Annotated in this window: 17 protein-coding genes; 15 read left to right on the top strand and 2 right to left on the bottom strand. The window is 38.5% G+C overall.

Annotation, left to right across the window (positions count from 1 at the left end):
- The first annotated feature begins 8 nt into the window (after positions 1-8).
- From NGC85_RS16455 to galE, 11 genes are all read left to right on the top strand, one after another.
- Complete coding sequence (locus NGC85_RS16455) at positions 9-1,088, top strand: hypothetical protein (RefSeq protein ID WP_254732420.1); 1,080 nt, start codon at positions 9-11, stop codon at positions 1,086-1,088.
- Positions 1,089-1,095: 7 nt separating this feature from the next.
- A complete protein-coding gene (locus NGC85_RS16450; protein WP_254732418.1) occupies positions 1,096-1,866 on the top strand; it encodes a glycosyltransferase family 25 protein in 771 nt (256 codons plus the stop codon).
- 5 nt (positions 1,867-1,871) lie between these two features.
- On the top strand, positions 1,872-2,630 hold the full coding sequence (locus tag NGC85_RS16445) for a glycosyltransferase family 2 protein (RefSeq protein WP_254732416.1): 759 nt from the start codon (positions 1,872-1,874) through the stop codon (positions 2,628-2,630).
- Positions 2,631-2,633: 3 nt separating this feature from the next.
- Entirely contained in the window at positions 2,634-3,590 is a 957-nt protein-coding gene (locus NGC85_RS16440) for an NAD-dependent epimerase/dehydratase family protein (protein ID WP_254732414.1), read from the top strand.
- A gap of 3 nt (positions 3,591-3,593) precedes the next feature.
- Positions 3,594-4,607, top strand: coding sequence for a glycosyltransferase family 4 protein (locus tag NGC85_RS16435; protein WP_254732412.1), 1,014 nt, complete (start codon positions 3,594-3,596; stop codon positions 4,605-4,607).
- Positions 4,600-5,127, top strand: coding sequence for an acetyltransferase (locus tag NGC85_RS16430; RefSeq protein WP_254732411.1), 528 nt, complete (start codon positions 4,600-4,602; stop codon positions 5,125-5,127). Before NGC85_RS16435 ends, NGC85_RS16430 begins: the two co-directional genes overlap by 8 nt.
- A gap of 135 nt (positions 5,128-5,262) precedes the next feature.
- Positions 5,263-7,137 (top strand): nucleoside-diphosphate sugar epimerase/dehydratase, encoded by a 1,875-nt coding sequence (locus NGC85_RS16425; RefSeq protein ID WP_254732409.1) that lies wholly within the window; start codon positions 5,263-5,265, stop codon positions 7,135-7,137.
- A 13-nt stretch (positions 7,138-7,150) separates the two neighbouring features.
- Positions 7,151-8,026 carry a UTP--glucose-1-phosphate uridylyltransferase GalU gene (gene galU / locus NGC85_RS16420; protein ID WP_254732407.1) on the top strand — a complete coding sequence of 292 codons (876 nt, stop codon included), beginning with the start codon at positions 7,151-7,153 and terminating at the stop codon, positions 8,024-8,026.
- Positions 8,027-8,042: 16 nt separating this feature from the next.
- Positions 8,043-9,302 carry a nucleotide sugar dehydrogenase gene (locus NGC85_RS16415; protein ID WP_254732405.1) on the top strand — a complete coding sequence of 420 codons (1,260 nt, stop codon included), beginning with the start codon at positions 8,043-8,045 and terminating at the stop codon, positions 9,300-9,302.
- 2 nt (positions 9,303-9,304) lie between these two features.
- Positions 9,305-10,978, top strand: a complete 1,674-nt coding sequence (gene pgi, locus NGC85_RS16410; RefSeq protein WP_254732403.1) for a glucose-6-phosphate isomerase — start codon at positions 9,305-9,307, stop codon at positions 10,976-10,978.
- Complete coding sequence (gene galE, locus NGC85_RS16405; RefSeq protein WP_254732401.1) at positions 10,971-11,987, top strand: UDP-glucose 4-epimerase GalE; 1,017 nt, start codon at positions 10,971-10,973, stop codon at positions 11,985-11,987. Before pgi ends, galE begins: the two co-directional genes overlap by 8 nt.
- Positions 11,988-12,041: 54 nt before the next feature.
- On the opposite strand, the gene NGC85_RS16400 is transcribed toward galE, so the two are convergent.
- Together NGC85_RS16400 and NGC85_RS16395 are read right to left on the bottom strand one after the other, a co-directional pair.
- On the bottom strand, positions 12,042-13,412 hold the full coding sequence (locus tag NGC85_RS16400) for a phosphomannomutase CpsG (protein ID WP_254732399.1): 1,371 nt from the start codon (positions 13,410-13,412) through the stop codon (positions 12,042-12,044).
- A 228-nt stretch (positions 13,413-13,640) separates the two neighbouring features.
- Positions 13,641-14,846, bottom strand: a complete 1,206-nt coding sequence (locus tag NGC85_RS16395; RefSeq protein WP_254732397.1) for an amino acid aminotransferase — start codon at positions 14,844-14,846, stop codon at positions 13,641-13,643.
- A gap of 443 nt (positions 14,847-15,289) precedes the next feature.
- On the opposite strand from NGC85_RS16395, the gene NGC85_RS16390 reads away from it, so the two are divergent.
- The 4 genes from NGC85_RS16390 (at position 15,290) to acnD (ending at position 20,822) form a co-directional block, all read left to right on the top strand.
- A complete protein-coding gene (locus NGC85_RS16390) occupies positions 15,290-16,000 on the top strand; it encodes a GntR family transcriptional regulator (protein WP_254732395.1) in 711 nt (236 codons plus the stop codon).
- The gene (gene prpB, locus NGC85_RS16385; protein ID WP_254732393.1) at positions 15,993-16,874 is read left to right on the top strand and encodes a methylisocitrate lyase; all 882 of its coding nucleotides are present in this window, start codon (positions 15,993-15,995) and stop codon (positions 16,872-16,874) included. The genes NGC85_RS16390 and prpB overlap by 8 nt, the downstream gene beginning before the upstream one ends.
- A 172-nt stretch (positions 16,875-17,046) precedes the next feature.
- On the top strand, positions 17,047-18,204 hold the full coding sequence (prpC, locus tag NGC85_RS16380; protein WP_254732391.1) for a 2-methylcitrate synthase: 1,158 nt from the start codon (positions 17,047-17,049) through the stop codon (positions 18,202-18,204).
- Entirely contained in the window at positions 18,204-20,822 is a 2,619-nt protein-coding gene (gene acnD / locus NGC85_RS16375) for a Fe/S-dependent 2-methylisocitrate dehydratase AcnD (protein WP_254732389.1), read from the top strand. Before prpC ends, acnD begins: the two co-directional genes overlap by 1 nt.
- The last annotated feature ends 64 nt before the right edge of the window (positions 20,823-20,886 follow it).

Below are 20,886 nucleotides of genomic sequence, written 5' to 3'. Positions count from 1 at the left end.
GTAGATAAATGATTATTTCAAAACAAAATTTGGGCGACTTTTTTTTTGTTGCAGCAAACTTGTTTTTATTCCTATATTTGGTTTTTGGTGGATTTCTATTTCTTGGTGTATATTATTTAACAATTATCTTTGGTGCAATTTTTTTTGGTCGACTTAATGTAGTTATTCTTTGTGGTATTTTAATTAACGTATGTTGTATGTTGTTTTTTGGGTTTCTTAGTGTAAATTTTGAGTTTGATAAACTGCTATTATACATATTGGGTTTCTTATCTTCTTTTTCTTATGCGCTATATCTTGTCTCCTTAAATAACAAGGTTTTTCTGTCCAAATTTGTTTATCTTTTATTCGCGAGTTATGTTTTATATTTTGTTGTCAGAAATGGTTTTTCAAATATAGAGCTATTTAATGAGATATTTTTTGGGTCTAGTAGAAATCTTGTAAGTGGTGTTTTAAACCTTCTCCTTGTTAATGTGATGGTTTCTTCTTATTTTGATAATAAAAAATTAAACTTAACTTATTATATTTTAAATATAATTTTGTGTTTTATTTTGTTTGGTCGCACGGGAATTTTTATTTCATTTTTTTTATTTGTTCTAGGGTTGTATTTTTCAGGGAGAAATAAATTTTTAATAGGCTTTATTTCAGTTGTATCTACTCTTATATATTCTTTTCAAGAAAAGTTATTTTTGTTTTTGGATGAAAATACTAATTTTTCTCAAGGTTTATCTAGTCCAAGAGAGATTATTAAAGATGAGTATATAAGTTCAGTTCAAACAAGTTCAGATTTTTTTTGGGGTAGTAATGTTTACAATTGCTGCTCCTATTTAGCAACTTTGGAGTATAATCTTCATAACAGCTTTATTTTTATGCATTCCAGATTTGGTTTTTATGTTTTCATATTTAATTTTATTATTTTTATTTTTTTGGCATTAAGAGCTAAGTGGTTTTTTATTTTTATTTATTTTGTGGTGGTTTTTAGATACTTTTATGATCAAGTTGGTTTGTTTAGTATCCTCGATCTCACATTATTTTACATTTTAATTGCTGCTTATTTTTATCAGGTTGATAAACGTAATTTTGTTTTGTAGGTGAGTTATGGGTTTTTCTAAAGTTTCAAAATTTGTGGTATCAATAGATAATCCAAATGGGTGTCGTATAACTTCATTTTTTTCAACTAATGGATTGAATAAATTGGAATTTACCAGAGTGGGAGTGGATGGGCGAGAATTAAATAGTATTGATTATTATAATTTAGGTGTTAAAAAATCATTTCCACCATTATCACCATCTGAGCTCGGATGTACTTTATCGCATTTAGAAATACTCGCTAGGTTTATGGAATCAGACGATGAGTATGCACTAATTCTAGAAGACGATGTTATTTTTAAAAATGATATAAATTTTGAAAATATGGATCTTACTATATTAAGCTCAAACTTTATTTTTTTGTTGGGAGGAATTAATTTAACTTTGTGTAAAAATTTAAGGGGTAATAATTTTTTACTAAATGGGATTAATGTTTTAAAAGTAAATAAAAATTTTAGAAGATTCTTGTATTATACAATGGGTTATATTGTTGATAGAAAAGCAGCCGAAAAAATATTGTCTTATCATAAAGGCAGTTGTAAAAAAGCAGACGATTGGGCAGGCCTTGCAGAAGAGTATCCAGAAATACAGTTTTACATAACAGATATGTTGGAACACCCGGATATCGACCAGATTACTAATGGTAATAGCAGCATTGGTAATGAAAGATTACATCATTTCTTTTATGTGAAATTAGGGCTTAAATTATTTGCGAAAATCATCACTCGTAGGTTGGATGGTTATGTGAATATGGTTTTTTTTAAAAAATTTAGGGGTTAGTTTATATGTCTAGCGATTTGGTTTCAATTATTATGCCTGCATATAATGCTTCTGCTACTATTTCTGATTCAATAGAAAGTGTTCTGTCTCAGTCATATAAACAATTTGAACTAATTGTTATTGATGATTGCTCTTTGGATAATACTAAGGAGATTGTCGAAAGATATGTTGCATTAGACCAAAGAATAAAACTTATTAGTAAAGATAAAAATGAAGGTGTTGCCTATGCTAGAAACAATGGAATAGATCATGCAACAGGTAATTATGTTGCTTTTTTAGATTCAGATGATATGTGGGATACAGTTAAACTTGAAAAACAAATTAATGTTTTTTTAGAAAATAAAGAAATTTCTGTGGTATTTAGCTCATATTATCGCTTTAATACTAATGGTATTAATAAGTTGGTTAATGCTCCTGTGTTTGTTAATTATAAAAAATTATTAAAGGGGAATTGTATTGGTAATTTAACAGGGATTTATAAACTAGATAAAGCTACATTGATTCGACAAAAAAAAATTGGGCATGAAGATTATTTATTTTGGTTGGAGGTGCTTTCTAACTGTCCGAATGCAGTTGGAATAGGATTGCAAGAGCCATTAGCATTTTATAGAGTCGTAGAGGATGGTCGTAATTTATCAGGTAATAAAGTTAGAGCAGCTTTCTGGACATGGAAAATTTACAGAAGATATTTAAAAATAGGTTTAGGTATGTCTATTTTTTACTTTTTTTGTTATATCATTAATGCTACGGCAAAGAGAGTGTGAGATATGAAAATTCTTCTCACAGGATCATCTGGCTTTGTCGGTAAGTCTTTAATCCGCTCACTCATTCAGAGTAATAAATATCAAAACATATATGCTTTAAACAGACGACATTTGCATACACTACCTGACATGGTTGAGCAGTTAGTAACGATTTCTGAAGAAAATGTTTTTTCGACGCCTATCCCTACTGACATTGATGTGATCATACATTTAGCAGGAAGAGCACACGTACTCAATGATAATCTACAAAACCCTCTAGAGCAGTTTAGAGCGATAAATGTTGAGGGTACATTACAACTTGCTCGACAAGCATTAGAAAATAAAGTTAAGCGGTTTATTTTTATCAGCTCTATTGGTGTGAATGGTGCTGTAACTGTGAGCACACCTTTTGACGAGTCAGATATACCTCAACCACATGCAGATTATGCGATTTCAAAACTTGAAGCTGAACAAGCTTTGAAAACATTATTTGCAAATACGGTCACAGAATTAGTAATTATCCGTCCTCCATTAGTTTATGCAGCTGACGCACCGGGTAATTTTGCTAGGTTACTCAAATTGTCCTCAACTAAACTACCATTGCCATTTGCTAACTTAAACAATAGGCGTTCTTTTGTTGCTTTAGAAAATTTAGTTTCATTTATTGAGACCTGTATAGATCATCCTCAAGCGAAAAACGAACTATTTTTAATCGCAGATAGTGAAGTATTTTCAACTGAGCAACTTGCTCAATTATTAAGAGAAGGTATGGGGAAGAGGCCAAATTTAGTTTATATTCCTCGATTGTTTATGAAAATTGGAGCTGTTTGTCTTGGCAAATCTAAACTGTTTGAGCAGTTGTTTTCATCTTTAGAGGTCAATACGACAAAAGCACAAAATTTACTGGCCTGGAAACCCGTCGTAAGAGGAAGTGATGCTTTGAAAAGAGCAGGAAAAATATATCTTGAGAAAAGTGAGTAATATATGTCAATAATTTGGATGTTATTAGCCAGTTTCTTAATATCATTCTTGCTAACCGGCTATATGCGTCATTATGCGCTAAAGAAAAATATTATCGATAATCCAAATGAGCGAAGCTCGCATACGATACCGACGCCTCGTGGTGGTGGTGTATCGATTGTGATTACTTTCTTATCCTTTATAGTTTTATTAATGTTTACTCAGCACCTTGCAATTTCTACAGGTTTGATTTTACTTTGTTCTGGGTTTGGGATTGCAGTTTTAGGATTTTTAGATGACCATGGTCATATCAATTCTATGCTGCGTCTTGCGATACATTTCATTATTGCAATAGCCGTTGTTTTTGCTCTAGGTGGTTTTTCGGAAGTAGCATTATTTAATGGAACCCTTCATTTAGGTTGGTTTGCAAATATCATTGCCGTACTTTTTCTTGTATGGTTATTGAATTTATACAACTTCATGGATGGTATTAATGGAATTGCAAGCGTCGAAGCGATTACTACAATAATCAGCCTTGCAACAATCTATCTGTTATTTTCCTCATCACTATCTATTGAACTATTACTTATTTTAGCTGCCAGTGTATTCGGCTTTCTGCTTTGGAATTTTCCGAAAGCTCGTATATTCATGGGGGATGCAGGGAGTGGTTTTTTAGGAATGACTTTAGGCGTTTTAGCTTTGATGGCACTTAAAGTTGATGCTGCATTATTTTGTTCATGGATTATTTGTTTAGGCGTGTTTGTTGTCGATGCAACATTTACTTTAATTCGTAGAGTTACGAATGGACATAAGATGTATGATGCGCACAGATCCCATGCTTATCAATATGCTTCACGTCTATATAGCCATACTACTGTGACGATCTCAGTATTACTTATTAACTTATGTTGGCTTGCACCAGTGGCTTATTTGGCTTCACAGCGTGTTTTAATTCCAGAAGTATTGTTGTTAATTGCCTATCTTCCACTTATCTTGCTTGCACTATTTTTTAGTGCTGGGAAAACTGAGAATGCCTAAACGGGATGCTCTATTAATCTTAGGTGCAGGTGGGCATGGCAAATCTGTTGCAGAAGCCGCACTTCTATCTGGAAAGTGGAAATCAATTGTATTTGTAGATGATTGTTGGCCTCATAAAAAAGAAATTGCAGGCTTTCCGATAATTGCAAATATGGAAACAATTTCAAATATTATTAATGAAGTATCAGCAGCAATTCCCGCTGTAGGCAACAATAAACTTAGACAAGTTTGGTTTCAGCAGCTAAAAGAATTATCAATTCCTATTGCTAGTGTAGTCCATCCTTCAGCAGTGGTTAGTTCAACCGCTTTAATCGGTGAGGGTGTGGCTATCATGGCTGGATGTGTGATAGGCGTGGATGTGAATATTGATGATGGTGTTATCGTGAATATGGGCTCTTCAGTTGATCATGATTGTCATATTGGGATGTTTGCACATCTTAGTGTAGGCGTTAAAATCACGGGAAATAAAACTGTGGATTCTTTAAATTTTTTAGAGGCTGGTTCAGTTATTACTCACTAAATCAGTTATTCTAATGTTTTTAATTCATGACATTTTGCTAAAAAGATTATGTAATGAAGATGTAAAAGTCATTTCTAGTTGATAAAGAAATGTTTATAAAGTCCAAACTGTAAATGAGCTGCTTAGAAGATTACTGTGAAAAAAATTATTCATCAATTTGCTTCAGCACCTAGATTGTTCAAACAATTTTTTCTTGTTGCTCTAGATGCCTTTGTTTTTCCTGTGATTTTATGGCTTTGTTATGTCATTCGCTTATTTGATTTAGGCGCTGATGTGATACCAGGTATTAAACATGGTATTTTTCTAGTCACATTGATTGCGGTAACTAGTCTGGCATTTACAGGTGTTTATCGATTCATTGTTCGAACGTTTAATGAGTTTTTTATCATAAAATTAGCATTAGCTGTTTTTATAACCATGGCTAGTTTATATGTTCTAAATTTTGCAACACATGCATATATTCCTATGTCTATCCCATTCATGTTTGGTTTTATGATGTTTGCATGGGTATGGATTAGTCGAGCGAGTATTCGGTTTATTGTAAAAGCGTCTTTCTATTCTGAGTTCGGTCGAAAAAGAATTGCAATTTATGGTGCAGGAGATGCAGGGCAGCAGATTGCAGAGGCCTTAAATCGTTCAGATGATCATTTTCCAATATTCTTTATTGATGATTTTGCTTCATTACAAGGACAAATTGTTGGTGGATTAAAGGTTTTTCCAGTTGAAAAAGCTTTACGGCGGTTTAAAAAAGATCGAATAGATGAAATTTTATTAGCACTTCCATCAGTTGGGCGTGTCAGAAAGACAGAGATAATTCAACAATTTGAATCTGCTCATTTGAAAATTACCGAGTTACCAGGTTTAACTCAACTTGTTGATGGTGAGATCCGCATTTCTGATATTCAAGAAGTTGATATTATTGACTTATTAGGACGAGATCCTGTCCCGCCCGTTGCTCATTTATTGGCTAAAAATATAAATAACAAGATTGTAATGGTGACAGGGGCTGGTGGTTCTATCGGTTCTGAATTGTGTAGGCAAATTATTAAGAATAAGCCAAAAATGTTAGTGCTTTATGAACTCACAGAGTTTGCTTTATATGATATTGATAAAGAGTTAAGACAAACAGCAAGTTGTGAAATTGTACCAATTTTAGGAACCGTGCAAGATCAACAAAAGCTTGAAAGAATTATTGAACAATATGAAATTCAAACGGTTTATCATGCCGCTGCTTATAAGCATGTGCCCTTGGTAGAATGCAACCCCATTGCTGGATTAAAAAATAATGCGATAGGCACAGCGAATAGTTTGAATGCAGCTGTAAAAAAAGGTGTAGAAACATTTGTTTTGATTTCTACTGATAAAGCAGTGAGACCCACTAATGTCATGGGCGCATCCAAACGTATGGCTGAACTTTATTGTCAGGCTGTAGCAGAAACTCAACCGAATACACAAATTAGTATTGTGCGGTTTGGTAATGTTTTAGGTTCTTCTGGTTCAGTTGTGCCTTTATTTAAGCAACAAATTGCATTAGGCGGTCCAATCACGGTTACTCATCCAGACGTTACTCGCTATTTTATGACGATTCCTGAAGCATCACAGTTGGTGATTCAAGCAGGAGCATTGGGTTCAGGTGGCGATGTATTCTTACTTGATATGGGAGAGCCTGTGCGTATCCAAGATCTTGCTCGTCAAATGATTAAGCTGAGTGGTTTGAAAGTTCGTGAAGCAGGTACTTTAAGTGGTGATATTGAAATTGCTTATAGTGGGTTAAGACCTGGTGAAAAGCTCTATGAAGAGTTGCTAATTGATCAAGACAATACTGAATATACAGAACATACGCGTATTCTACGGTCCTTTGAAAAGCATTATCCATTACAAGAAATACAAGCTGTATTTAGTAAAATTAATCAAATGACGGCTGTGGATCATGATGTAGACTGGGCATTAACTCAGTTGGAGCATTATGTTGATGGATATAAGCGTAGTGGCGAAGTGAGAGTCAATTAAATTGAGAGTAAATATGATTAAGAAAGCTATTTTACCTGTTGCAGGTTTAGGTACACGTTTTTTACCAGCAAGTAAGGCGATTCCTAAAGAAATGGTCACCGTCGTTGATCGTCCTGCGATTGAATATGTTGTACGTGAAGCTGTCGCTGCAGGGATTGAACAGATTATATTGGTCACACACTCTTCAAAAGCATCAATTGAGAATTATTTTGATCGTAATTTTGAACTTGAAACGACATTAGAGCAAAAAAGGAAATTTAATTTACTCCAAGAAATTACTGATATTTTGCCGAGTAATGTCAGTGTTGTAAGTGTGCGTCAGCCACAGCCACTCGGATTAGGTCATGCTGTTCTTTGTGCAAAAGATATTGTTGGTGATGAGGCGTTTGCAGTTTTATTACCAGATGTTTTGGTTAAAGATAATGAAACAGAAAATGATTTATCCTTAATGATTCAACGCTTTGAACAGTCGCAGGCAGCGCAAATTATGGTGGAAGCGGTGCCTGATCATTTGGTTGATCAGTATGGTATCGTAGATGTAGCAAACTCTCCGAATGAAGGTGAGAGTATTGTTATGCAAGGCATTGTTGAGAAACCAGCCGTGGGAACAGCCCCTTCGAATTTATCAGTTGTGGGTCGTTATATTCTCCCTGCCAAAATTATGGCAATGTTGGAAAATACACCTCGTGGTGCGGGTAATGAGATTCAATTAACAGACGCCATTGCAAGCCTACAAAAAACAGAATCTGTTGAAGCATATCGAATGAAAGGGCAAACCTTTGATTGTGGTAGTAAGATTGGTTATCTTAAAGCTGTATTACATTATGGTATTGAACATCCAAAACTGGGTGAAGATTTTAAGGGCTTAATTCGTGAGTTAGCCCTATAGTTTAGGGTGAGCAATTATGAAAATCGCAGTTTTTGGCAATACTTTATATGCTGGGGTGATGTCTGCCCTTCTATCTGAATCTGGGCACTTTGTTTATTGGTGTTCAGATATTCAGAAACAAGAAAATGATTTGCAATATGCATTTCACGATGAGAACGTGAGTCAATTATTAACAAAACAACTTCAAAGTGGATTTCTTAATTATTGTGATAATCAGGATATTCCTCTAGATACCGATACTTATTTCTTTAGTTTTAATCAAACTCAAGAGGCTCAAGTTTTTCAGTTATTAAATGATCTGAAACAACGCCCGATTATTCATCCTAAACTCATGATTAACGCTTCTACCTTTGGGTTACAAGCCACAGAGCGCTTTAAAAAAATTCTATCAGAAGATGACTGGGTTTATTTACCAGATACAATTCAGGAAGGGAATGCTCTACACAGCTTGACTCAATCGAAGCAGTTGTTTGTTGGCTGTACGCAAATTGAAGTTCAGATCAAAGTTAGAGAGTTGCTCAGACCTTTTTTCCCTCTAGAACAACAATATTTATTTATGCCGATTTTGGATGCTGAGTTTACCAAACTTAGTATCTCAGGCATGTTGGCGACACGGATTAGCTATATTAATGATTTGGCAGTCGTGGCAGAGAAGTTAGGCATAGATATAGCCTCAGTTCGTCAGGGAATGGCTGCTGATAATCGTATTGGGTCAGCTTATTTAGCACCTGGTGCTGGCTTTGGTGGTGAAAATTTTTCACATGATATTTTGACACTCTCAAATACAGTTACAAACACAGGGGTTAAAAGTCAATTGCTTGCCCAAGTTTGGGATATTAACGAACAACAAAAAGAAATTTTGTTCCGTAAATTATGGAATTATTATCATGGTGATTTACATGGTAAGTCAGTTGCGATTTGGGGGGCTTCTTTTAAAGAGAACACATCGAGTATTCAACAATCTCCGATTCATCAAATGTTGGCGGCTCTTTGGGCGCAAGGTGTTACCGTCTATTTACATGATCCTCAAGCCTTAGAGGAAATTCAGATGATGTATGGACAGCGCGAAGATTTGATCCTTTGTGATGATCAATATAATGCAGTTAAACATGTTGATGCCTTATGCGTTTTGACGGCATGGAAGCAATATTGGAGTCCTGACTTCAGACGTTTGCAGCGACTGATGCAACATCCTTTAATTTTGGATGGTCGCAATATTTATGATCCACACTATGTTAAATCTCAAGGTTTTGCGTATATGGGCGTGGGGCGTTAAGTATGACTAATCAGATTTATTCTGTTCCTGATAAAGATCAAACTTTAGCATTTGATAAACTGTCAATTTTAAAAAAGAAGATCAAAGATACCCATCTCAATGATTTATTTGCCAAAGCTCCGAGTCGGTTTAAAGATTTCTCTGTTGAATATGATCAAGTTGTCTTTGATTTTAGTAAACAGCGTATTGATTTAGATACATTTAAAAATTTGATTGACTTTGCGCACGAGCAAAATCTAAATCCGTGGATAAAAAAATTATTCTCTACTGAGCAGATTAATTATACTGAACATAGAGCTGCAATGCATTGGGCCTTACGGTTGCCTAAATCGAGTTCTGAGTTTTCTGAAATCAACCCATCTGTACAGACACAGTTAGAGCGAATGTACGCTTTAGTTGAGAAGATTCATGCTGGGCAATTCCGTGGTGCAACAGGTGAGGTCATACGAGATGTCGTTAACATTGGTGTTGGTGGCTCTGATTTAGGTCCACTGATGGTGACGCATGCACTCTCTGACTTTAAAGTGAAAACTGCAAAACCTTTGGACGTTCATTTTGTTTCGACCATGGATGGTAGCCAGTTGTCTGAATTATTACATCGGCTCAGACCTGAAACAACGTTGTTTATCATTTCATCGAAGTCGTTTGGCACCATCGATACACTTTCTAATGCGCAAACTGTGCGACAGTGGTTAGAGAAAGCATTAGGTCATAATGAGAAAATTTTACAGAACCATTTTATTGGTGTATCAACCAAACCTGAAAAAATGACGGAATGGGGTATTGCTGTAGATAAGCAGCTTTTACTTTGGGATTGGGTGGGTGGTCGTTACTCACTTTGGTCATGCATTGGATTACCAATTGCGCTAATGGTTGGCGTAGAAGGCTTTAAACAATTACTAGCTGGTGCTTATGCAGTAGACCAACATTTTCAATCTGCACCTTTTCATCAAAACATTCCTGTTCTAATGGGGCTGTTAGGTGCATGGAATAATAATTTTCTGGATATTCAGACCCATGCGGTATTGCCTTATGATGGTCGATTAAAATATTTCGCTGCTTATTTACAACAGTTGGAAATGGAATCGAATGGAAAATCGATTCAAAGAAACGGTGAAAAAGTAAGCTTTTCTACATGTCCAATTGTTTGGGGAGAGGTTGGACCCAATGCACAGCATGCTTTTTATCAGCTTTTGCATCAGGGTACGCATTCGGTGAGTTGTGATTTTATTGCACCTGTAAGACGTTATAACGCGAATCAATTTACCTATGTTGAAAGTGCGGATGCATTGGTTGAACAGCATCATTTGGCGTTATCTAACTGTTTAGCACAATCTCGTTTACTGGCTTTTGGTAATCAAGCATTGGCAGCAGATGAACTGGAAGACTTACCCGCTTATAAACAATATGAAGGTAATCAACCGAGCTCAACTATTTTACTTAAAGAGCTGAACCCCTACAGCTTAGGTATGCTGATTGCGATGTATGAGCACAAGGTTTTTGTGCAGTCGGTGTTGTGGAATATTAATCCTTTTGATCAGTGGGGCGTTGAAAAAGGCAAAGAGATTGCTAATCAACTTTTACCGATCCTAAATCGTGAGCAAGAGGATTTATCTGCATTTGATACATCGACGCAAGGTTTGTTGAAAATATTATTAGGAAAAACTGATGGCTAAAGTTTTAGTAACTGGCGGTGCGGGCTATATTGGCTCACACACTTGTTTAGAGTTATTGAACGCAGATCATGATGTCATTGTTTTTGACAATTTATCAAATAGCAGTGAAGAGTCTCTACATAGAATACAGCAACTCGCAAATAGAAGTTTAGTATTTGTGCAAGGAGACATCCGAAATCAGCATGAGTTGGATCAGGTCTTTCAGGATCATAAAATCGATGCGGTGATTCATTTTGCTGGTTTAAAAGCAGTGGGTGAAAGTCAGGAGAAGCCTTTAATCTATTTCGATAATAATATTTCGGGTAGTATCCAACTTGTGAAGGCGATGGAGAAAGCGGGTGTCTTTACTCTAGTCTTTAGTTCTTCGGCGACGGTGTATGGTGAATTAAATCCATCTCCTTATCAGGAAGATATGCCATTAAGTCTACCTAATAATAATTATGGTTATACAAAATTGGTCATTGAACAAATGCTTGAGAAACTAGCTTTAGCTGATAATAGATGGTCAATCGCTTTATTAAGATATTTTAATCCTGTTGGAGCGCATAAAAGCGGGCTAATTGGTGAAGATCCACAAGGGATTCCAAATAATTTAATGCCTTACGTTACTCAAGTTGCAGTAGGACGACGTGAAAAACTGTCTATTTTTGGTCAAGACTATTCAACTCAAGATGGTACTTGTGAAAGAGACTTTATTCATGTGGTTGATTTAGCTAAAGCACATGTTCTCGCGATTAATAATCGCCTCGCAAATCAAGGTTGCCGAGCTTGGAATATTGGTACAGGCAAGCCAATTTCAGTTTTACAAATTAAAGAGACATTTGAAGAAGTCAACGGTGTAACGATTGCAACAGAATTCGTCGAACGTAGAGCAGGCGATTTACCAGCTTTTTATGCAGATGCCTCTCGCGCTAAGAAAGAATTGGGTTGGAAACCTCAATTTACCTTGGAAGATATGCTTGCTGACAGTTGGAACTGGCAAAAACAAAATCCAAATGGATATCAATAATTATTGTTTCATATAAACAGGGAGTGACGGCTCCCTGTTTTTTTAATTCTTAGATTATCCTTGAATTAAAGCAGTTAACTCATCTACATAATGCTGCATCGGTTGAGGATTTTGGTCTGCACGGCTTTCGATGTTTAAGCGTAATAATGGTTCGGTATTCGAGGCACGAACATTTAAACGCCAATTACCAAAATCTAAACTCACACCATCAGTACGATCAACCTGTGGATTTTGGTCAGCATAATTATCAAAAATCTTTTGCACCGTTGCTTGTGTATCCGCCACTTTAAAATTGATTTCGCCACTACATGGGAATTTGGCAATCATGTTCTCAACGAGTGTCGAGAGTGATTGCCCTGTTTCAGAGAGTAGAGCTATGGTGAGTAACCAAGGAATCATACCGCTATCACAATAAGCGAAGTCACGGAAATAGTGATGCGCACTCATTTCACCACCGTAAACCGCATTGTGTTCACGCATCACATCTTTGATAAAAGCATGCCCAGACTTTGATTGCACCGCGATACCTTGATATTGCTCTACAATATCAAAGGTATTCCAAACTAGACGTGGGTCATGCACAATTTTCTCGCCTGATTGTTTGATCAAGAATGCTTGTGCCAATAAGCCAACAATGTAATAGCCTTCGATGAATTGACCTTTCTCATCAAATAGGAAGCAGCGGTCAAAGTCACCGTCCCATGCAATCCCCATATCAGCTTGGTGTTCAAGTACCGCATTACGTGTACTGTCACGGTTTTCAATGAGGATTGGGTTTGGGATACCATTTGGGAAAGTACCATCTGCTTCATGATGGATTTTGATAAATTCCACTGGAATATTGAGTTGCTGGAATTTCTGTTCAATGGCATCAATCACATGACCCGCTGCACCATTACCTGCATTCATCACCAGCTTGAGTGGTTTAATTTTTTGTGGGTCTATATATGTTAATAAATGATCGATAAACTCAGGCAAAATATTATAGTTTTCAGTTGTACCTTTTTGCTCAACTTCTATAAAAGCACCTGATTCAGCGAGAGCTTGGATGTCTTTTAAGCCTGTATCAGCACTGATTGGACGTGCATTTTCACGAACCAATTTCATGCCATTGTAGTCCATCGGGTTGTGGCTCGCCGTCACTTCAATGCCACCCTGAACATCAAGATGAAAAGCGCCGAAGTAGACTTCTTCTGTACCTGTCATGCCTAAATCTAGAACATTGACACCTGCATCATTAAGACCACGAATCGTTGCTTGTTTTAAAGCTTCACTACTCAGTCGGATGTCACAACCAATCACCACTTTTTTAGGTTGATAGATTTGTCCGTATGCACGACCAATTTTATAGGCGATTTCTTCGTTCAGTTCTGTACCTAATTTTCCGCGAATATCATACGCTTTGAAGCAAGTTAGTTGAGTCATTTAAAAGAGCTGTTTGTAGTTTATCAATATGTTGAAGTATACAAAGACTAAGTGGAATTGAACATTGAATGATACAGAATTAAGCAAAGAGAAAATTTAATTTTTAGGTGGTTGACTTTTTCTCATTTCAATCACTCTTAGCTTAGAAAGTAAAAAAGGTTGTTTCACGTGAAACAACCTTTTTTGATCCACAAAGTCTACCTTTTCAAAGGGAGATTTAGTGGGATTTTAAGCTGATTTTGCTAGAACTTCAGCCATCGCTTTTGCAACTTTATAAATATTATTCATATTTAAACCTGCAACGCAGATACGACCACTGCGAACAAGGTAAATTGCATATTCTTCACGTAAGGTGTCGACTTGTTCACCTGTCAAACCTGTGTAGCTGAACATACCTTTTTGGTTTACAAGGTAGCTAAAGTCTCGGTCAGGAAGTGCTTTCGTCAACTCATCTTTTAAGATGCTACGCATTTTGATAATACGCTCGCGCATCTCTTTAACTTCGTTTTGCCATTGTTGATTTAGATCAGCGTCATTTAACACTTGATCAACCAACCATGCACCAGTTGTTGGTGGGCTAGAGTAGATACGACGTACCGTTGCTTTTAACTGACCGAATGTGCATTTTGCTGCTTCAGCATCATCACACACGAAAGTTAAACCACCAACACGCTCACCATAAAGTGAGAAGATTTTAGAGAACGAATTGCTCACGATGAAGTTCAAACCAGCTTGGTCTAAAGCACGAATCGCATAAGCATCTTGTTCCATGCTATCGCCAAAGCCTTGATAAGCGATATCAAGGAATGGAATCAAGTTACGCTCTTTTAATACAGCAATAACTTGATCCCACTGTGCTGGATTTAGATCCGCACCTGTTGGGTTATGGCAGCAAGGATGTAACAACACAATGCTTTGCTCTGGCAAAGTTTTTAATGTCGACAACATGCCATCAAAATCAACGCCACGTGTTTCTGCATCGAAATATGGGTAGTAGTTGCTCTTGATACCAGCACCGTTGAAGATCGCAACATGGTTATCCCATGTTGGCTGGCTCACCCAAACCTCTGAATTTGGGAAATAAGTTTTTAAGAAATCTGCACCAACTTTTAATGCACCTGAACCACCCAGCGTTTGAATGGTTGCAACACGACCTTGTTGAATTGCAGGGCTGTTTGCACCAAACAATAAAGCTTGGATTGCGTCACGGTAAGGCTTAAAGCCTTCCATTGGAAGATAAAGTTTGGTCTTATTATTTTTAGGTGCAATACGTTTTTGCGCTTCGATAATGGTATCAAGCTGAGGAACGATACTGTCTTCGTTGTAGTACAAACCAATACTTAAATTAACCTTTTCAGCGCGTGGATCAGCGTTGAACTGTTCCATTAAAGAGAGAATTGGGTCGCCTGCATAAGGTGGGATATGTTGAAACATTAACAATGTCCTTTTATTCAACAAGGTGCATGGATGTGTCTTGTGGAGCGCTGCTCCAGATGCCCAATAATGTACCAATAAAGCGATGATGAAGCACGCTGTTATTTACATTTCTAGTGCAGTATTTACTTACAAAAATTTGTAGCAAAGTACTCGATTATAAAGATTGTCTACAATCAAGCTGTCATACCATAGTCGTAGCATAAGCAATATCAATGCGTCAGAAGATATACAAAATTCAGTGTAGACTAATTGCAATAAAATTATAAGCATATGTTTTATTTGTAATTATTATGATTTTGATGATGATTTGGAGTGGATCTAATCAAAATGGATAGTCAGTCTAACTGACTACACGGGTCTATTTTATTGTCGACAATCCTATTGCATTATTTCTGTTATGCCGTTATAAAATCATCAAAACTGTAGAGATTGTCGACAATATGCAAGATACCCTTGTTCCTCAAGCCATCAGCACGAGTCAGAGTATTACTCTGACGGAACACGTATTTAAGCAAATTCAATCGGCGATTGTATTAGGACAAATTCCTGCGGGCAGTAAAATTTCTGAGCCTGAGTTAGCGCGTATTTACGGGATTAGTCGTGGTCCATTGCGCGAGGCGATTCATCGTCTCGAAGGCCAAAAACTGGTTGAGCGTACAGCCCATGTCGGTGCGCGGGTGGTGTCACTGTCGCTACAACAGTTTAAAGAACTCTATCAGATTCGCGCTTCGCTTGAGGGTTTAGCCTGTAAATTAGCAGCTCATCATATTGATAAAAAACAAATTTTAGCATTGCGTGATGTGTTGCGGATGCATGCTGAAGATGAAAATTTTAAAGCAGGTAAGGGTTATTACCTACAAGAAGGTCAAGACGATTTCCATTACTGCATTATCAAAAGCAGTGGCAATAAAACCTTAGAAAAAATGTTATGTGATGAGCTGTATCACCTCATCCGTATGTACCGAATTCAGTTTTCAAACACCCCAAATCGACCGAGCAAAGCTTGGGACGAACATATCCGCATTTTAGATGCGATCGCAGAAGGTGACGGTGAACTTGCCGAAATGCTAATGCATCGTCACATCAATGCATCTTACAAAATTGTTGAGCAAACATTGCTGCAAACCCAAGGAGAACATCAACATGGCTAAATCTGCTGGTCAGCTATTCCGCGACGCGGTCGCAAATGAAAAACCATTACAAGTGGTCGGTGCGATTAACGCCAACCATGCATTGTTAGCAAAACGTGCAGGCTATAAAGCAATTTATTTGTCAGGTGGTGGTGTTGCCGCAGGTTCGTTAGGTTTACCTGATTTAGGGATTAGTAACCTTGATGATGTATTGACGGATGTACGCCGTATTACTGATGTCTGTGATCTACCATTATTGGTTGATGTGGATACAGGTTTTGGTGCTTCAGCGTTTAATATTGCACGTACCACCAAGTCGATGATCAAGTTCGGTGCAGCAGCAATGCACATCGAAGACCAAGTGGGTGCTAAGCGTTGTGGACACCGTCCTAACAAAGCGATTGTTACGCAACAAGAAATGGTGGATCGTATCAAAGCGGCAGTGGATGCGCGTACTGATGAAAACTTTGTGATCATGGCACGTACCGATGCTTTAGCGGTTGAAGGTTTACAAGCAGCAATTGATCGTGCAGGTGCGTATATTGAAGCTGGTGCGGATATGTTATTCCCTGAAGCAATCACTGAATTGGCGATGTACAAGCAATTTGCTGACCTGACTAAAGTTCCAGTATTAGCAAACATTACTGAATTTGGTTCTACACCTTTATTTACCACTGAAGAATTGGCTTCTGCCGATGTCAGCATTGCGTTGTACCCACTTTCAGCATTCCGTGCGATGAACAAAGCAGCGGAAAATGTTTATGAGACTCTGCGTAAAGAAGGTACACAAAAGAGCGTTGTTGACACTATGCAAACCCGTCAAGAATTGTATGAACGCATTAACTACCATGCGTTTGAACAATACCTAGATGGAACTTTTGCGAAGAATAAATAAGTTTAAAAATCTCCCCGCTTGCGAAACCATGTTCCTCATCTTTAAAAAAGAGGGGAATTGCCTAAATCTTGGATGATTTAGGATGAGTGGAAAGTCCCTCTTTAGAAAGAGGGATTTAAGGAGATTAAGAACTTGGTAAGTTTTAACCTAAGAATATAAAAAGGACAATCTTATGAGCAGTAATGAAACACCAGTCGGCTTCAAGCCAAAAAAATCAGTTGCTTTAAGTGGTCAAGTTGCAGGTAACACTGCACTTTGTACCGTAGGTCGTAGTGGTAATGACTTGCACTATCGTGGTTACGACATTCTTGATCTTGCTGTGGGGAGCCAATTTGAAGAAGTTGCTCACTTATTAGTACATGGCAAACTGCCAAACAAAGCTGAGTTGAAAGCCTATAAAGCAAAACTTAAAGCACTTCGAGGCTTACCAGCAGCATTGAAAACCGCACTTGAGCAGTTGCCGCCATCTGCACACCCAATGGATGTAATGCGTACAGGTGTGTCAGTTTTAGGTTGTTTAACGCCTGAACATGAAGACCACAATGAAGCAGGTGCAAAAGACATCGCTGACAAATTGATGGCAAGCTTGGGTTCAATGTTGTTGTATTGGTACCATTTCAGCAACAACGGTCGTCGTATCGAAGTTGAAACCAATGACGATTCAATTGCTGCGCATTTCCTCCATTTACTTCATGGCGAAGCGCCATCTGAAGAATGGATTCAAGCAATGCATACATCTTTGATTCTGTATGCAGAGCATGAATTCAACGCTTCTACGTTTACTTCACGTGTTGTTGCAGGTACAGGTTCAGACATGTACTCAGCAATTACTGGTGGTATCGGTGCGTTGCGTGGTCCAAAACACGGTGGTGCCAACGAAGTTGCTTTCGTGATTCAACAACGTTATGACAACGCTGACGAAGCAGAAGCAGACATCCGTAGCCGTGTAGAGAAAAAAGAAGTGATCATCGGCTTTGGTCATCCTGTTTATACCATCTCTGATCCACGTAACGAAGTGATCAAGCAAGTGGCGCGTGACCTTGCTGAAGCGCAAGAGAACAACAAGATGTACCTCATCGCTGAACGTTTAGAGTCAGTAATGAAAGAAGTGAAGAACATGTTCCCGAACCTCGATTGGTTCAGCGCGGTGAGCTATCACTTGATGGGTGTGCCTACAGCAATGTTCACCCCATTATTTGTGATCGCACGTACAGCGGGTTGGTCAGCACACGTGATTGAACAACGTCAAGACGGTAAGATCATTCGCCCAAGCGCGAACTACACTGGCCCTGAAAACTTAGAATTCAAACCATTGGCGGAGCGTGGTTAATGTCAAATCAATACCGTAAACCGCTGGCAGGTACCCAGCTCGAATACTATGACGTGCGTCAAGCCGTTGAAGACATTCAGCCAGGCGCATATGAAACTTTGCCATACACTTCGAAAGTGTTGGCAGAACAGCTTGTGCGTAAAGCTGATGCAGAAAATTTAACTGATTATTTAACGCAATTGATCGAACGCCGTCAGGACTTGGATTTCCCTTGGTATCCTGCGCGTGTGGTGTGTCATGACATCTTAGGTCAAACCGCGCTCGTTGACCTTGCGGGCTTGCGTGATGCGATTGCTGAAAAAGGTGGTGATCCATCTAAAGTCAATCCAGTGGTGCCAACTCAGTTGATCGTCGATCACTCTTTGGCGGTGGAATTCGGTGGCTTTGATCCTGACGCGTTTGAAAAAAACCGTGCGATTGAAGATCGTCGCAACGAAGACCGTTTCCATTTTATTGAATGGACGAAGACTGCATTTAAAAATGTTGACGTGATCCCTGCGGGCAACGGCATCATGCATCAAATCAACTTGGAGAAAATGTCTCCAGTGATTCAAAACCGTGATGGCTTAGCATTCCCTGATACCTGTGTTGGTACAGATTCTCACACACCACATACCGATGCGCTTGGCGTAATTTCAATTGGCGTGGGTGGATTGGAAGCTGAAAATGTCATGCTCGGTCGTGCATCATGGATGCGCCTACCAGACATTATCGGTGTTGAATTTGTCGGTCAGCGTCAAGCAGGTATTACCGCAACGGATATCGTACTCGCTTTAACTGAGTTCTTGCGTAAAGAGCGTGTTGTTGGTGCCTATTTAGAGTTCTTCGGTGAAGGTGCTGACAGCATGTCTGTGGGCGACCGTGCTACGATTTCGAACATGACACCTGAATACGGTGCAACTGCTGCGATGTTCTACATCGACCAAAATACCATTGATTATTTACGCCTGACGGGTCGTGAAGATGCGCAAGTGGCACTGGTTGAGCAATATGCAAAAGAAATCGGTCTTTGGGCATCTGATATGACCAAAGCGCAGTACCCACGTGTACTTCGTTTCGATCTTTCAACAGTAACTCGTAACATTGCAGGTCCATCAAACCCACATGCACGTGTGTCTACTGCTGACTTGAAAGCGAAAGGTATTGCAGGGAATTTGGATGTTACGAAAGCACAAGAAGCAGAAGGTTTAATTCCTGATGGTGCAGTGATTATTGCGGCAATTACCTCATGTACCAATACCTCTAACCCACGTAATACCGTGGCGGCGGGTCTATTGGCGCGTAAAGCCAATGAACTGGGCTTAGTGCGTAAACCTTGGGTGAAATCATCATTTGCACCAGGCTCTAAAGCAGCGGCTTTATACCTAGAAGAAGCAGGCGTATTGGGTGATTTAGAAAAACTTGGCTTTGGTATCGTAGCGTATGCATGTACTACTTGTAATGGTATGTCAGGCGCACTTGATCCAGTGATTCAACAAGAAATCATTGACCGTGATTTGTATGCGACAGCGGTACTTTCGGGGAACCGTAACTTCGATGGTCGTATCCATCCTTATGCAAAACAAGCGTTCTTGGCATCGCCTCCACTTGTGGTCGCGTATGCGATTGCAGGGACAATTCGTTTTGACATCGAAACCGATTCTCTTGGAAATGACAAAGATGGTAATCCAATTTACCTGAAAGACATTTGGCCATCGGATGCTGAAATTGATGCTTTAGTTAAAGAATCAGTAAAGCCTGAGCAGTTCCGTAAAATCTATATTCCAATGTTTGATTTGGGTGTGAATGAAGAAGCAGCAAGCCCATTGTATGACTGGCGTCCAATGAGTACTTATATTCGTCGTCCACCGTATTGGGAAGGCGCATTGGCTGCACCACGTACTTTAAGCAATATGCGTCCGCTTGCGATCTTAGGGGATAACATCACCACAGATCACTTGTCTCCATCGAATGCGATTGTGTTAGACAGTGCTTCAGGCGAATATTTGGCGAAAATGGGCGTGCCTGAGGAAGACTTTAACTCCTATGCAACTCACCGTGGTGACCATCTCACTACGCAACGTGCAACATTTGCCAACCCGAAATTGTTTAATGAAATGGTGGTTCGTTCAGATGGCACCATTAAGCAGGGTTCAAAAGCGCGTGTCGAGCCTGAAGGCGAAGTAATGCGTATGTGGGAAGCGATTGAAACTTACATGAACCGTAAGCAACCGTTGATCATTGTGGCGGGTGCGGATTATGGTCAAGGTTCAAGCCGTGACTGGGCAGCGAAAGGTGTTCGTCTTGCAGGTGTTGAAGCAATCGTGGCTGAAGGTTTTGAGCGTATTCACCGTACTAACTTAGTCGGTATGGGTGTTTTACCGCTTGAGTTTAAAGCTGGTGTAAACCGTAAAACGTTAAAGTTAGATGGTACTGAGCTGTATAGCGTGATTGGTAATATTGCACCGCGTTCGACTTTAACTTTAGTCATTGAGCGTGCCACAGCGGATGGTAAAGAAGAGATTGTTGAAGTGCCTGTAACTTGCCGTTTAGATACAGAAGAAGAAGTTTCTGTATATGAAGCAGGTGGTGTACTTCAGCGTTTTGCACAAGACTTTTTAGAAGGTCAAGTGGCTTAATACTTTAGCTAAAAGTAATTGATATTGTTTAAAAAAAGCCCTACATTTATGTGGGGTTTTTTAT

Origin of the sequence: Acinetobacter sp. Z1 (genome assembly GCF_024296945.1) — a bacterium.
In the GTDB taxonomy this organism is placed as follows: domain Bacteria; phylum Pseudomonadota; class Gammaproteobacteria; order Pseudomonadales; family Moraxellaceae; genus Acinetobacter; species Acinetobacter beijerinckii.
The sequence above is the reverse complement of the archived record's forward strand: the minus strand, read 5'-3'. Positions and strand labels throughout refer to the sequence as shown.

Coding starts and splice junctions, on each gene's coding strand:
- pgi (WP_254732403.1), top strand. CDS start 9,305: ATGACTAATCAGATTTATTCTGTTCCTGATAAAGATCAAACTTTAGCA.
- NGC85_RS16450 (WP_254732418.1), top strand. CDS start 1,096: ATGGGTTTTTCTAAAGTTTCAAAATTTGTGGTATCAATAGATAATCCA.
- NGC85_RS16415 (WP_254732405.1), top strand. CDS start 8,043: ATGAAAATCGCAGTTTTTGGCAATACTTTATATGCTGGGGTGATGTCT.
- NGC85_RS16390 (WP_254732395.1), top strand. CDS start 15,290: ATGCAAGATACCCTTGTTCCTCAAGCCATCAGCACGAGTCAGAGTATT.
- NGC85_RS16395 (WP_254732397.1), bottom strand. CDS start 14,846: ATGTTTCAACATATCCCACCTTATGCAGGCGACCCAATTCTCTCTTTA.
- NGC85_RS16440 (WP_254732414.1), top strand. CDS start 2,634: ATGAAAATTCTTCTCACAGGATCATCTGGCTTTGTCGGTAAGTCTTTA.
- prpB (WP_254732393.1), top strand. CDS start 15,993: ATGGCTAAATCTGCTGGTCAGCTATTCCGCGACGCGGTCGCAAATGAA.
- NGC85_RS16455 (WP_254732420.1), top strand. CDS start 9: ATGATTATTTCAAAACAAAATTTGGGCGACTTTTTTTTTGTTGCAGCA.
- NGC85_RS16400 (WP_254732399.1), bottom strand. CDS start 13,412: ATGACTCAACTAACTTGCTTCAAAGCGTATGATATTCGCGGAAAATTA.
- NGC85_RS16445 (WP_254732416.1), top strand. CDS start 1,872: ATGTCTAGCGATTTGGTTTCAATTATTATGCCTGCATATAATGCTTCT.
- galU (WP_254732407.1), top strand. CDS start 7,151: ATGATTAAGAAAGCTATTTTACCTGTTGCAGGTTTAGGTACACGTTTT.
- prpC (WP_254732391.1), top strand. CDS start 17,047: ATGAGCAGTAATGAAACACCAGTCGGCTTCAAGCCAAAAAAATCAGTT.
- NGC85_RS16430 (WP_254732411.1), top strand. CDS start 4,600: ATGCCTAAACGGGATGCTCTATTAATCTTAGGTGCAGGTGGGCATGGC.
- NGC85_RS16435 (WP_254732412.1), top strand. CDS start 3,594: ATGTCAATAATTTGGATGTTATTAGCCAGTTTCTTAATATCATTCTTG.
- acnD (WP_254732389.1), top strand. CDS start 18,204: ATGTCAAATCAATACCGTAAACCGCTGGCAGGTACCCAGCTCGAATAC.
- galE (WP_254732401.1), top strand. CDS start 10,971: ATGGCTAAAGTTTTAGTAACTGGCGGTGCGGGCTATATTGGCTCACAC.